This window comes from Moorella naiadis (nom. illeg.) (assembly GCF_051020825.1).
Classification (GTDB): domain Bacteria; phylum Bacillota; class DSM-521; order Neomoorellales; family Neomoorellaceae; genus Neomoorella; species Neomoorella naiadis.
On sequence record NZ_JAXGFQ010000026.1, the window covers coordinates 1 to 12,910 of the forward strand.

Here is a 12,910-nt window from a genome sequence, read left to right on the forward strand (position 1 = left end):
TCGCCGTTATGGTAAATATTCCTGCTACATTATGTCGATTTGAAGGTGTTTTGAGAGGGTTTTTGCACCGGAATCATGCTATATATTATTAAAGCTGCCGATCCAGGCATCGCGGCGCGACCCTTTTTTCCCGGTGGTAGGCTCGGGCCACCTGCCGGGCTGTTTGTACCTGCTCCATTTCTGCCCGGACCCTGGCTAAAGCTTGCTGCATTTTAATTGCGCTAGTTTCCTGCAGGGGACGACACGTTTCCCAAATTAAATACAAATTCCGGGCGGTTGCAGTTAGCTCCCGGTGTGTTACCGGCGGCAGGTCCGCATCCTCCCAATCCGGCGCCGCACTCCCGGAAGCTGCTGCTAAAAGGTTTTCCAATTGGCGCGTGGTTTGCCTGGCCAGGCTTAGTTTTTCCCGCCAGGGTAAAGCTGCCGCCAGGAGATTGTTTAAATCATCCCAGGCGCCGGCTTCTATGGCCTGCAGTTGTTCCTCTAGTTTATGTTGCCAGGCCTTGACCAAATCTTTTTCCTGGTTATAAGCCGCAATCAGCTTATCAGCGACCCTGGCTATTTCGTCCATACTATTACCCTCATGAATAATACTCGGCCTGCTAACCCTGCCTGCTCATCCCCACCCTGGTGCGGTAATCGTGAGTCTGATAAACCTTAGTTGCCTCTTCCCAGGTATCGCGTAGTTGTCGCAAAAGGTCGATCACTTCATTAATCATGTTTGCGCTTTTCTTCACGTTGGCTTGTACCAGGTGGCGATACATAAACTCATAAAGTTTAAACAAGTTTTCGGCGATATCGCCTACCTCCCGGTTCAAGGTCACCATCAATTCACTTAAAATATCCTCAGCCCGGCCCAAGTTTTTGCTCACGGCAGCATAATCCTTTTCCTCCACGGCCGCCAGACCCTGACGGCAAAAACGCAGGGCGCCGTCATAGAGCATCAGGACCAGCTTCTCCTGGGATAGGGTCTGGACCTGGTTTTCCTGATAAGCCTGATAGGGGTTGTTTACGAGCATATGTTGCACCTCGATCGGCATCCGCTTTGTCACATCAATATATCTACTTATTAAAGCCTGTTATTAAAGCCTGCTATGTCTTTACCCTCACTAAATTAATTGTATCTTGCATCTTCGCCTTTACTCCGCTTCATGAACATCAATATCATAAAACGAGATTTAATCCAATGGGCATAAGCTACTTCGCCTGATAGGCTCCCAATCCGGCAAGCTGCCCCGACAACCAGGCCCCCTGGCTCTGCAAAGACGCCAGTGCCGTCTCCATGGCCGTAAACTGTTGGCGCAACTGGTCTTCTTTGGCATTTAGCTGATCCTGCATGGCGGCAATTTGCTGGTTCATATCATCGATGATATTTTGTATCCCTTGTTCCTGGGAAGTGATAATCCCGTCACCTGCCCGCACGAGGGTGGCAATGTAGCTGTCGAGTTTCTCCGCCAAACCCGTTCCGCCGCTATTTTTAAATAGATTAGCCACGGCATTAGGGTCCGCCGTTAGGGCAGCGGTAAGTTTGGTGGTATCCAGGGTTATTTTACCGCTGCGGTCAAAGGTTAGCGCCCCGTCACCCACATTAGGTCCCGTAGAGATACCGATACTCCAGGGCGTTTGGTAATTCCCGGTCAATCCGGCTACCTGGCCGGTCATTAATTGCCACAAACGGCTCTGGATGCCCGCTAAAGTGGGGTCGCCCTGCAGGTCACCTTTGTCCCCTAATTTAGTGCTGATAAAATCCATGACTGAGTTGTACTGGTCCACCAGGGCCTGGATGGCATCAACCGCCGGCTGGGTATCATTGGCTACTTGTAAGCTGACGGTTTCTCCCGCTTCAATCGTACCATTTTTATTAGCGTCGGTAATCCCCAGGAGATTTAGCGTCACCCCGGCGATCACATCGCTTACCGTATTGGTTGGGCGGGAAATAGCCAGGCCGTCGACCGTAAATTTGGCATCCTGGGCGGCCTGGACGACAGCCCCCGCTAAAACAGTCCCGCTGGTATCTACCAAACCCAAACTATTCAGCACCTTATTGGGATCACTAAAAGTTATACCCCCGGCGGCTCCGCTGGTCTTGCTGGTAATTACCAGCCGGTGATCCACCACGCTGGCCGTTACTATATCCCCGGCTCCGGGACTGGTTTGCCCTGAGGGCGGTAGGGCATTAATCAAATTACTGATGGACTGCAAACTGTCAGTAGCGCTGACGGTAACACTCCTGGTCTGTCCTCCCACCGTAATGCTAAAAGTACCACTTAAATTTAAAGCCGCAGTATCATCAGTAGTTACTTGATTAACGCTGGCTACTTTATAAGCCTGGGCTAGTTGGATAACGCCGACCTGGTAGCTGCCGGCGACGGCTCCCGTGCCAACCGTAGCCGTAAGAGCCGCCGGGTTGCCGGAAGTGGCCTTCAGGCTGGTAAAAGTAGTTGCCAGCTCCAGATTCCCTAATTTACTTTGTAAAGAGGTCAGTCGGGTATAGATATCCTGCCAGGCATTCTTCTGCGTTTCATAGGTTGATTGGCGTTGTTGTAAATTTACCAGCGGAATGCGCTCGATGTCCATTAACTGCTGGATAATACTATCCGTATTTAATCCCGAAGCCAGACCGCTGATATACATCGTCCCGCTCATTTGCCCACCCCCTATATCAATTCATCAAGTAGCAAGCCTACCATATACTGCATCTGGTCGGCTATTTTGAGGACGTTCTCGGGAGGTATGCGGCGAATAACTTTACCCTCCTTGGCGTCAATTACTAAAACATAATACTGGCCGCTTTCCTCATCCAGCTTGAACTTTAATTTGATATCAAACAGGCTGGTGGTACTATTAAGTTTCTTGATGGCCTTTTCATAGTCTTCGCGCGTATACCCCTGTTGTCCCTGTTGCTGCTCGCCTTCAGCCGAGATACTAATCTTCTTGGCATCCTGGACCGCCGGCTTCTGGGTCTGGCTTTGAACCTGCCCCAGCACCAGGGGATCCACGCCTTCCACCCGCATCATCATCGCCTCCCCCATCCGTAAGCTACTCACTCTTAGTATATCGGCTCCGGTTGGAGAGGCTTGATAAGTTAATATGTTTTAGATTACAAGTTTTTGAGTGTTTTATTTAACCCATGGTTTTTAATTCACGGCCGGGGTTTGCTTAAATATTTTTCCTTTAAGTCGCCCTAAGAGCAACCCCCAAGCCTCCAGGGCCGGTAATAATTCATATCGCAAATGATCAGCCATGCAGCTTAGATTTTCCTCCTCCATTTCCTGCATCATTTTGCTTAAAATCGTATTAATAGCTTGTAATTGTTTTTGGATCTCTTCATTTATCGGCCCATCATTTTGAAGAATATTTAGGGATGAAGTTACGTTAAAAAGCCAGTCCAATCCTTCCGTAAAAAGGGCCATCATTCCCTGGGCTTCGCTAAGCTTATTTGCCAAAAACAAATCGGCTATTTTCTCCGTAGCCGTTTGCAGTTTAAGCAAGTAACTCTCCGCTTCCAGGATAGATTCTTGCTCGAGTTCACTCATCTGGCTTCTCCTCCTTCCTTTCTAATGCCCTAATGTAACCTTCCAAATCGTCTACCATCTTATTTAGATTTGTTTTTAGATGCGCCCCATAAGCTACGAGAGCCCGGGAAAAAAGGGCATAAGTATCCACCAAAAGCTTAAGTTTTTCCTGTAGTCCTTTTTCCTCGTTTACTTTAGGCACCAAGAAACTGTTAATTGTTTCGAGAACATGGCTAATTTCAGGCAGCATAAAATACTGGAAAACCGGCATCCCGGTAATTTTTTTATCAATTGCCTGGAAATATTTAGCGGTAGTTTCAAATTCTTCCCATGTAACCCGGGTACTTTCCCCGGTTGCAGCTATCTTTTTATCCAACTCCTCCTTACATAAAGTCATAATCCTGCCTAGATCTTTCCGGGCTAACTGCAACTGGGTTAATACGGGGTAGAAACGCTCCGGCGAGAGATTTTTTTCTTCCTTGCACTCCTTGGTATCCTTTTTTAATAATTTCAGGTCAATATCCTCCCGGCACCATTTTGCCAGGGCATCCGTAAGGGGCATGACGTGTGTCCCCTCAATATGGGCTCCCGCCGCCGAAGCATTAATAAAAAACCGGCTTTCCTGAGCTTTGTTCCGGATATACTGCTCAAACCAGGTTTTCATTGAGCACAAGGAACGGCTCGTTAAAACGGTGTCACCATTAATTCCTTTTACCTGTAAAAAAGAATCCCTGTTCTCCTGGGGAATTTCTTCCCGGTGGGTCGCTCCCTCGGCATGGGTAAAACCGCCGGTATAAGCCAAATCCTGGCCCACAAAAATAATCGGGTTGCATCCCATTTGATAAACGATATCCAGGGCCGTATTAGCTACCGAAGGGCCGCTTCTAATGTTTATAGTTTGCCGGTCGCAAAGATAATCCATCCACTGGACAAAGGGAAAGGTATCCAGGGTAATCACATAACGCCGTCCCTTAAATTCGGAAACAATACGCGGATAAATAGTCGGCGGATATGCTAAAATTAAATCTTCCGTGACCAGGTTTTTAAAATGCTGGTAATTGGCTGCATCGCCATCGACCGATACCAGGAGATCGGGTTTTAGGCCGTATCTTTCAAAGATCTTAACCGCCGAACCATTACAAACTATTAAAGCCTTCCCCTTGGCCAACTGTAAAGTTGTGATACTTTTAGTAAGGGAGGGCCCGGCCGAGACCAGGATGGCCGGTACACCAGTAAACTTATTCTTTAGGGAGGAGATATTATTATCTCCAAGGGAACTAAGGAAATTCTCGGTATAATTGTCGAGCCAGGTAAAGGAGAAACTCTCGATGGTCGCCAGGTTGACTGTCCTCTGGATAAACTTTTGTCTCAATTGTTCCTGCAGCCATTTTATCTTTTCCGGGATGATAAATCGATAGGAAGGCATAGGTAAAATTTCTATTTTTTTGTAAAGGCTTTGGTTGATAATATAATCTACTTTGTTTAATACTTCCTCGCCTTCCCCTGCCAGAAGATAAAAACGGGGATTGGCGGCCAGGTGGTGTAAATCCCTTAAAGATAAAGCTGCCTGTAAAACGCCGCCGACAACCTCAACGGCCAGAATTTCCGCCCGTTCTTTGTTATTTAATAAAGCCTCCGCATAATAGCCTAAACCAAAACCGAGCATAACAAAAAGTTCCGTTTCATCATCTTGTGATTGGGCCCAACGGTTTGCTTCCTCGCGGGGGTTATAGAGGCTATGGAGCGGATAATGTTTACCGCCAGCTTCATACAGCAAAGTCGCCCAATGACTGGGGGTAATCTCTATCTTTATTCTGGTATCAGGCTTAATAAAATTCAACTGCTGTTCCAGGTGAAAAGCGGCAATATTTTTTAGGTACCGGTCTCCCGTCATAATATTTCCCCTTGCTGTATTAAGGACCGGCCTTGAAGCCGGTCCTTTAAACTGCATACCTTAATAACTTTAAGTATTTTTACCTCAACAATTGTAATACAGTTGCCGGTATCTGATTGGCCTGGGCCAGCATCGCAGTGCCCGCCTGGGAGAGAATTTGATCCCGGGTAAAATTCATCATTTCCTGGGCCATATCAACGCCCCGGATCCGGGATTCCGCGGCCGTCAGGTTCTCGCTGGCGACATTGAGGTTATTAATGGTGTGCTCCAGCCTATTCTGCACGGCCCCCAGGTTGGCGCGTTCCGTGGAAACTTTGCCGATGGCATTATCAATAGTACTCAACAAAGCGGAAATACTGGCAGCTGTTTTGCTCGCTCCCGAAACATTGATTTTGTTTGCTGTGCCGCTAGCAATCCCCAGTCCCGTGGCGCTCATATTATTTATGCTAAGCTGTATAGTTTGCCCGCTGTTAGCTCCGATCTGGAAAGTAAATTTTGCCTGGGCCATTGTAGTGCCGCTAACTTTCCCAAGAAGATTTTTGGTGTTAAACTGAGTTGTACTAGCAATCCGGCTTAGTTCACTCTTTAAATTATCTAATTCCTTTTGGATCTGACTACGGTCCGCCGCAGTATTGGTATCATTGGCAGCTTGTACCGTTAACTCCCGCATCCGTTGCAAAATGGCATGGGTTTCATTAAGGGCGCCTTCTGCCGTCTGGATTAAAGAAATCCCATCCTGGGCGTTGCGCACCGCCTGGTTCAGGCCATTAACCTGGCCCCGCATTTTTTCGCTGATGGCCAGGCCGGCGGCATCATCAGCGGCCCTGTTGATCCTGAAGCCCGAGGAAAGCTTTTCCATAGATTTGCTCAGGGCATTCTGGGTAATTGATAAATTCCGGTAGGCATTCAGTGCTGTTAAATTCTGGCTGATAATCAACTTAAATCATCCTCCTTGAAGTTAATGCCGGCATCCCTGCCTTGAATTTTAAAACCTTTACCGCCCAACATCCTGCTGCCCTTTATTTTTCCGCCTCACCTCCTTGAAAAGAGTTTCAGCCTTGCTCAGGTAAAACATCTTCTCCTTCTATTATCGTCACTTTTAAATCATTATTTAGACCTAAAAAGCCTGCTGTTACTTTTTAATGCACCTTCAGCGGCTTTAAACCCTTATAAATGTCCACCCTCTGTAAAATAGTCTGGGCCCGCTCTAACCAGGTATGTTTTTGTATTGCCAACCGTCTCCCTGCCAAAGCTATTTCATTTAATTTATCCTGGCGGGAAAGAAGACCGGCGACCTGGTCCGGTAGAGTATCAAGTTTGGTCCACGAATATAAAATAATATTCTCGCCATTAACAAATTCCTGGGCGTAAAATTTATTATAGTCGCTTACAGCAACCGCCCCGTTTAACATAGCCGAAAAAACGCGTTCATGAGACCCGTCAGGAAAATTGGGGCCAATATTAAGGACAATTCTGGCCCGCTGCATGAGATTTAACATTTCCGGAAAGCTTATAGCCTGATGGATAATGAAATTGCCGTCCAACCCGGCGCTTTCCCAATTCGAACCGTATATTTCGACTTTCAAGCCACTCCTGGCCAGTGTTTTCAGACATGCCAAGCGACGGTAGGCCCGGATGTATTTGTCAACAAGGGGCAATAACAAAATAAATTTTCGCGTCAACTCATAACTGAGGTAAATCCCCCGCGCCGCTAAAACCTGATCTGCTCCTTCTTCAATACTTAAACAATCTTGGGTCAGCAAAAAGTCAGCTATATCATTCAGTAAATTTGTCAACAAATTTTTGGGGTCATTCCAGAGATTACGGAGGATATCAGGATCGGCAAAAGAACCGCCAAATAGAACATCTATATCCCGCGGCTGTTGGTTGGGATTAATACTGCCCTGGCTAACATAACAGCCACCGTGAGGCAAAAAGATAGAGGACTTTTGGAAACTAAAATAATTATTTATAAAGTTAACATGGGACCGATCTACGCAAGCTATAATTAAATTCTCTACCTCTTGTTCCAGCCGTTGCAGGTGATAAACCGGGTGATCCACCATGATTGCAACAAAAGGTACTTCCCGGGCATCATATAAAGACTTAGCACCTAAGCGGAAATCTATACCAATTGCATTGAAAGCTATAACCAACTCAATAGGGCCTGCAAAAGCTTCTTGTAATCGCATCGACGAATCTGGTGCTAAAAAGTCTACGATATCAACATCCTTACCCAAAGATTGAAAAGCTCCCGTCAGTTGATCCGCGAAGATACGCAGGACATCATATTGAGACTGCCCTTTGTAAATTACAACTTTGCCCATCGCTATTTCCCCTTTAAAAAACTTGTCCGGCATTAATAATCCCATTTTTCATACAGCGGTTTAAAATAGCCCTGGCCACCTGATTTTCGCCATTAATTTCAAGAGCCCTTATCGCTTTGTTTGCTGCTGCTAGATAATCTCCCTGTATTTCTAAACATAGGGCATTTAGCAACAGCACTTCCATGTCATCCGGAATGAGCTCCAAATATTGACTGCTGGCATCTCTACATTCTTCTACCTGACCTGTTTTGATGTACATTGCCAGCATACTCTTAAAATTAATTATGTCGGTGTTAGATAACGTTTGATCGGATACGATTTCTGCCGCAGGAAAAGGCAAATTGTTGGCAGTAAAAAGGGCGAGCACGGCCAATCCGGAACGCCAGAGATATTTGGCCCCCGCTTTTTTAAGGTCATGAATCGTCCAGCCAGATAAATGTTCTTCATAGGGATTCTTAAAAACTTCTCCCTGATCAAAATAGACATACGGCGTTGCGATTAAAAAATTGCGACCTTTGTCCTGGCAATAATTTATAAATTTGTAGGCATCCTTTTTACGGAAATGCTCTAATACATCAATGGCAATAATACAATCGTACATTCCATCCATTTTTTCGATTATCGTTAAAGCATCGCCAAGAAAAATTTTATCATAAATATACTTGTGAACAGGTGTTAAATACCTGGAGTCGATCTCAATTCCGTCAATCTTCTTTGCCCATTTAGCATATCCCCCTTCTTCCCCCGGCTTTAAGTCCAACAGCTCACGTAAAAGAAAACCATACTTGCCAAAACCGACGCCGATATCCAGGACCGAATAAGGGTTGAGCATTGTTACAACCTGGAGTACATCTAAAAGATGGCCAAAATTGCTAGATGGCAAAAATCATCACTCCTTTAAACCTTTCTCCGCAAAACTTCAGCCAGGGCAAAATCAACTTCATTATCGATATCCACCGAGCGCCTAAGGGGCATAATATAGGCGTATGTTCGCGGGCCATACCAGGACTTTTGCTTTTTCATAAATTCCCATGTGCCCAAATAAATAGCCCCGTTCAAACGATAAAAAACGGGTAATTCCTGGCGGTTTAGATTTAGGATCTCGGGCTGGATAAAATTTTCCATACTTAGATCTTCTGGCAAAGTGTTACTCCACCAGGGGTGGTGGTCAACTTCACATACTGAAACGACTGCCTGGGCATTGCGTTCCAGCATTAACCGGCAGGCACCCAGGATGTCGTCCGCATTACGTAAAGGGCTGGTCGGCTGCAGGGCCATTACCCAATCGAAAAGGCGCCCCTGTTCCTCGCACCAGGCCATGGTGTGGGCGAGGACATCGCTCCCCCGGGCCGTGTCGGTTGCCAGCTCTGCCGGGCGTATAAATGGTACTTCCGCCCCGGCTTGCCTGGCTATCCTGGCTATTTCTTTACCGTCAGTTGAAACCAACAGGTAATCAAAAACGCCGCTGGCCCTGGCGGTCTCGATGGTATGGACAATTAAAGGCTTCCCGGCTAGGGGCCTGATGTTTTTTCCCGGTACGCCTTTGGAACCGGCCCGGGCGGGGATAAAACCGAGGATGGTTTTACCTTGATACACCAATTCTTCTCCTTTCCACTTACGAACACGGACTACTACTGTGTGACCGCTAACCCGGCGACCACCGTTCAGCCGGGACATCCTATGCCGCGGGTTGGATTACCAATGTGACCGTTACCGCGGCCTGAGGAAGTTCCGGTACCGGCAATTATCCTACATCAGGCCGTCAAAGGCCCGTAGGGTCTGGCGGTATTCGTCCCACTGGCCGATATCAAACCAGCGGCCGTGATGGGGGTATACTCCCACCCGGAGGCCTTTATCTTTAGTGGCCATAATCAAATCCGTCATATGTATGGAAGAGCCCTTATCCAGGCCCTCTAAAACCTCGGGCTCTAACACATACAGGCCGACATTGACCAGAAAATGAAAATTGGGTTTCTCTTCTATCAGGTGAAATTCCCCGGCGTCGGTGCGCAAAACGCCGTAAGGAACGGTAAAATCCCGCAGAGCTCCCACTATAGTCAGGGCATTTCCCTTCTCCCGGTGGTAACGCAATAATTCTCCATAATTCATCTCAATGATAACGTCGCAGTTGGTCACCAGGAAAGTCGCCCGTAGTTGCTGCCGCAGGAGCCTTAGGGCGCCGGCGGTCCCCAGGGGCTCTTCTTCCTGAACAAAATTTACCTTATAAGGCCGCCCGTTGCTGTCGTTGAAATATAATTTGACCACCTCGGCCTTGTAACCTAAGGAAAGGAAAAACCGCTTAAACCCCTGGTCATAAAATCTGTCCATCAACACCTCCACTATCGGCTTATCGCCCAAGGGGATCATGGGTTTGGGCAAAATTTTAGTAAAGGGGTCCAGCCGGGTACCCTTTCCCCCGGCCATAATGACCACCGGTTCCGGTCTTTCCACGCTTTTATTGTCGAAAAGGTCTACCCATAGTAAAAGGTCGACTACCCGGTTCTCGCCATCTACCAGGGGGATATGGCGAATACTGTGGGCCAGCATTAACTGCCGGGCCGCCGCCAGGGAAGCATCTGCCGGGAGCACCCGGGGACGGGGCTGCATCACCTTACTTACCGGAACATCCAGGCTTTCTCCCCGTAAAAGGGCGCGGCGTATATCGCCGTCGGTTATTATACCGGCGAGGTGCCAGCCGGCATCCCCCACCAGCAGCACCTGCAGGCCGGCCCTGTCCATACGCGGCAGGGCCAGCTTCAGGCTCTCATCGGGCCAGGCCCATAAATCCTTGAGCTGTTCATCGTGCCAGCCCATGGTCATTCCCCCGTATACAGGCCACATTCCAATTCAAGACTACCATGCCGCTGCCGCGGCACCAGCAGAAGGATGAAAGTAGTAAATTGTGCTATTGCCAGGATAAAGCACCTGGTTATCCCGTAATAACCGGGAGGCGTCCGGGCGCCAATCCTTAGATCATATCCCAGTCTAAAATACAGCCGGCGGGGATATCCTGCCTGGCCCGGCGACCTACCACCAGGTCCCAGTAGCTGGGGGGGATGCCTGTCCCGGGCCGTTTGGCCACCAGGCAGGCTTCGGTGACTATCTCCCCGGCGGTTATGTCCCTAGCCGCCACCAGGCTGCGCCTGGCTGCCGGCATGATGGCCAGCTCGCCCGGCGCCGGCCGTTTGATGCCGTCCCCCAGGCTTTTTTCCACCTGGCGGACGGCCGCGACCATTTCTTTAAACTCTCCCGGCTCCAGGGAGGCGCGGTGGTCGGGACCGGGGAGGGTGCGATCCAGGGTTAAGTGTTTCTCAATCACTTCCGCCCCCAGGGCCGCTGCTGCAATGGGTATAGCGATTCCCATGGTGTGATCTGAATAGCCTACCGGTAGAGCGAAGGCCTGCTTCATGGTCAGCATGGCCTTTAAATTTACTTCCTCCGGCGGGGCAGGGTAATTGGTGGTGCAGTGCAGGAGGATAATATCCGTCGCCCCGGCTTCCCGTATAATCTGTATTGCCCCCTCTACTTCACCCAAGGTCGCCATGCCGGTGGAAAGGATGACCGGCCGCTTTTTGTTGGCGATCCGGCGCAAGTAAGGGCAGTTGGTGATTTCGCCCGAAGGGACCTTAAAATACGTTACACCGAGCTCTGCCAGAAAGTCGATGCTTTCCATATCAAAGGGCGAAGATAGAAACATGATGCCCCTTTCCCGGCAGTAACTATGGAGCTCCTGGAATTGGCTGTAGCTCAGTTCCAGCCGTTTAATCATCTCCAGCTGGCTTTCGTCTCTTTCGGGTATATTTTCCCTTTGATATTGGGCCCGCTCGGCATTGGGGTTTACTACTGCTTCAGCTTTGAAAGTCTGAAACTTGACGGCGTCTGCCCCCGATTCTATCGCCGCATCTACTAATCTTTTAGCCAGCTCCAGGCTGCCATTGTGGTTGACGCCCGCTTCGGCGATAATGAAAACCCTACCGGACATGGTAATTCCTCTTTTCCTCGGGAGCGGGAAAATCCAGGCGTTTTTCTAACAGCTTGCGATCAAGAGGTATTTCCTCCAGTACTTTGACAATCCTGCCGCTTACGTTGCCGTCTCCATAAGGATCGTAAGGATTGACAACTCCTTTTAACCTTTGCCGAAAATCTCGATCTTCTAAAGCTTTCTTTATCCCTTTAACAATTTCTTCTTTTTTGCAAGGGACATCTATTATACTAGCGGCCCTAATTCTGCCTTTTTGGCGTTCGCCGATATTTACAGTCGGGACATGAAAACTCGGCGCTTCAATTATGCCGCTGGAAGAATTGCCGACAACGACGGAGGCTAAACGCATCAAGCCCAGGTAACCCCTCGAACCAAGGCTGTCCTTGATGATTACATTAAGGCTATCTCCTGCATAACGTTGCCACGCAGCAATAATACTCTGAAAGCCGGCTTCAGTCCCCGGGTAGGTAATTACCTGCTGGGACTCTGAAAAACATCTTAAAGCAGCTATCAGCTTATCTACTTCTTCTGCGGGAGAATGGCCCTTTTCTAATGTTTCGGGGTGGTAAGTGACCAGCATGGTCGGTTTCCCAGGATCAATGCCTAAACTCTCTTTTAATTCATCTATGAGCATATAGTCTTTGTTGTAAATATTTTCCACCGCCGGAGCGCCCACGACATGGATGCGCCAGGCTTCCTCGCCCATCTGCCTTACTCGCCAGCCGTATTCCCAGGTCGCCGGGAAATGGAGATGCGCCATCTTGGTAATGGCGTGTCGGACCTGGTCGTCCAAAACCCCGCCAGTTGATTCCCCACCGGCAATATGGGCTATTGGTATTCTTTGAATTAACGCTACTGTAGCCGGTGCAATAAGTTCGTATCTATCTCCCAATAAAAGGAAAACGTCCGGTTTGATTTTCTCAACTATATCAGCGAAGGAAATTATGGCCAAACCCACTGATTTTATAATTGCATCTTTATTATCAGCGGCCAGGGCATTGTTAACTGTAGCAGTGATGTCAAAACCATCATTCTTAATCTCGTTGATGGTATATCCTTTCCAAGGAACCAGGTGCTCACCGGCAACAATAAACGATAACTGCAATTGCGTTGATTCCTTGATTCCTCTCAAAACCGGTTTAAACAAGCCATATTCTGACCTGGCAGAGGTTAAAACCGCGATTTTTCTCAC

Annotated in this window: 13 protein-coding genes; all 13 read right to left on the minus strand. The window is 48.3% G+C overall.

Annotated features, from left to right (window positions below; genetic code table 11):
* Positions 1 to 88: 88 nt before the first annotated feature.
* Entirely contained in the window at positions 89 to 571 is a 483-nt protein-coding gene (locus SDD30_RS13705; RefSeq protein WP_434075493.1) for a hypothetical protein, read from the minus strand.
* Between the two features lie 31 nt (positions 572 to 602).
* Positions 603 to 1,019 (minus strand): flagellar export chaperone FliS, encoded by a 417-nt coding sequence (gene fliS / locus SDD30_RS13710; RefSeq protein ID WP_434075494.1) that lies wholly within the window; start codon positions 1,017 to 1,019, stop codon positions 603 to 605.
* Positions 1,020 to 1,197: 178 nt separating this feature from the next.
* Positions 1,198 to 2,646, minus strand: a complete 1,449-nt coding sequence (gene fliD, locus SDD30_RS13715) for a flagellar filament capping protein FliD (protein WP_434075495.1) — start codon at positions 2,644 to 2,646, stop codon at positions 1,198 to 1,200.
* An 11-nt stretch (positions 2,647 to 2,657) separates the two neighbouring features.
* On the minus strand, positions 2,658 to 3,047 hold the full coding sequence (locus SDD30_RS13720) for a flagellar protein FlaG (RefSeq protein WP_434075496.1): 390 nt from the start codon (positions 3,045 to 3,047) through the stop codon (positions 2,658 to 2,660).
* Between the two features lie 90 nt (positions 3,048 to 3,137).
* Positions 3,138 to 3,536 carry a DUF8042 domain-containing protein gene (locus SDD30_RS13725; protein ID WP_434075497.1) on the minus strand — a complete coding sequence of 133 codons (399 nt, stop codon included), beginning with the start codon at positions 3,534 to 3,536 and terminating at the stop codon, positions 3,138 to 3,140.
* Positions 3,529 to 5,409: a motility associated factor glycosyltransferase family protein gene (locus tag SDD30_RS13730; RefSeq protein ID WP_434075498.1), complete on the minus strand. Its 1,881-nt coding sequence runs from the start codon at positions 5,407 to 5,409 to the stop codon at positions 3,529 to 3,531. The genes SDD30_RS13725 and SDD30_RS13730 overlap by 8 nt, the downstream gene beginning before the upstream one ends.
* Before the next feature lie 79 nt (positions 5,410 to 5,488).
* Positions 5,489 to 6,346 carry a flagellin N-terminal helical domain-containing protein gene (locus tag SDD30_RS13735; RefSeq protein ID WP_434075499.1) on the minus strand — a complete coding sequence of 286 codons (858 nt, stop codon included), beginning with the start codon at positions 6,344 to 6,346 and terminating at the stop codon, positions 5,489 to 5,491.
* A gap of 202 nt (positions 6,347 to 6,548) precedes the next feature.
* Positions 6,549 to 7,736, minus strand: coding sequence for a glycosyltransferase family protein (locus SDD30_RS13740; RefSeq protein ID WP_434075500.1), 1,188 nt, complete (start codon positions 7,734 to 7,736; stop codon positions 6,549 to 6,551).
* A 13-nt stretch (positions 7,737 to 7,749) separates the two neighbouring features.
* Entirely contained in the window at positions 7,750 to 8,619 is an 870-nt protein-coding gene (locus SDD30_RS13745) for a hypothetical protein (RefSeq protein WP_434075501.1), read from the minus strand.
* A gap of 14 nt (positions 8,620 to 8,633) precedes the next feature.
* Positions 8,634 to 9,332, minus strand: coding sequence for an acylneuraminate cytidylyltransferase family protein (locus tag SDD30_RS13750; RefSeq protein WP_434075502.1), 699 nt, complete (start codon positions 9,330 to 9,332; stop codon positions 8,634 to 8,636).
* 153 nt (positions 9,333 to 9,485) lie between these two features.
* Entirely contained in the window at positions 9,486 to 10,550 is a 1,065-nt protein-coding gene (locus SDD30_RS13755; RefSeq protein ID WP_434075503.1) for a nucleotidyltransferase family protein, read from the minus strand.
* 154 nt (positions 10,551 to 10,704) lie between these two features.
* Complete coding sequence (neuB, locus tag SDD30_RS13760; protein ID WP_434075504.1) at positions 10,705 to 11,718, minus strand: N-acetylneuraminate synthase; 1,014 nt, start codon at positions 11,716 to 11,718, stop codon at positions 10,705 to 10,707.
* Complete coding sequence (gene neuC, locus SDD30_RS13765) at positions 11,708 to 12,910, minus strand: UDP-N-acetylglucosamine 2-epimerase (protein ID WP_434075505.1); 1,203 nt, start codon at positions 12,908 to 12,910, stop codon at positions 11,708 to 11,710. The genes neuB and neuC overlap by 11 nt, the downstream gene beginning before the upstream one ends.

What these genes read in the sequence shown, in the direction of transcription:
- SDD30_RS13725 (WP_434075497.1), bottom strand. Translation starts at nt 3,536, where the DNA reads ATGAGTGAACTCGAGCAAGAATCTATCCTGGAAGCGGAGAGTTACTTG.
- SDD30_RS13740 (WP_434075500.1), bottom strand. Translation starts at nt 7,736, where the DNA reads ATGGGCAAAGTTGTAATTTACAAAGGGCAGTCTCAATATGATGTCCTG.
- SDD30_RS13705 (WP_434075493.1), bottom strand. Translation starts at nt 571, where the DNA reads ATGGACGAAATAGCCAGGGTCGCTGATAAGCTGATTGCGGCTTATAAC.
- SDD30_RS13730 (WP_434075498.1), bottom strand. Translation starts at nt 5,409, where the DNA reads ATGACGGGAGACCGGTACCTAAAAAATATTGCCGCTTTTCACCTGGAA.
- SDD30_RS13755 (WP_434075503.1), bottom strand. Translation starts at nt 10,550, where the DNA reads ATGGGCTGGCACGATGAACAGCTCAAGGATTTATGGGCCTGGCCCGAT.
- fliS (WP_434075494.1), bottom strand. Translation starts at nt 1,019, where the DNA reads ATGCTCGTAAACAACCCCTATCAGGCTTATCAGGAAAACCAGGTCCAG.
- fliD (WP_434075495.1), bottom strand. Translation starts at nt 2,646, where the DNA reads ATGAGCGGGACGATGTATATCAGCGGTCTGGCTTCGGGATTAAATACG.
- neuB (WP_434075504.1), bottom strand. Translation starts at nt 11,718, where the DNA reads ATGTCCGGTAGGGTTTTCATTATCGCCGAAGCGGGCGTCAACCACAAT.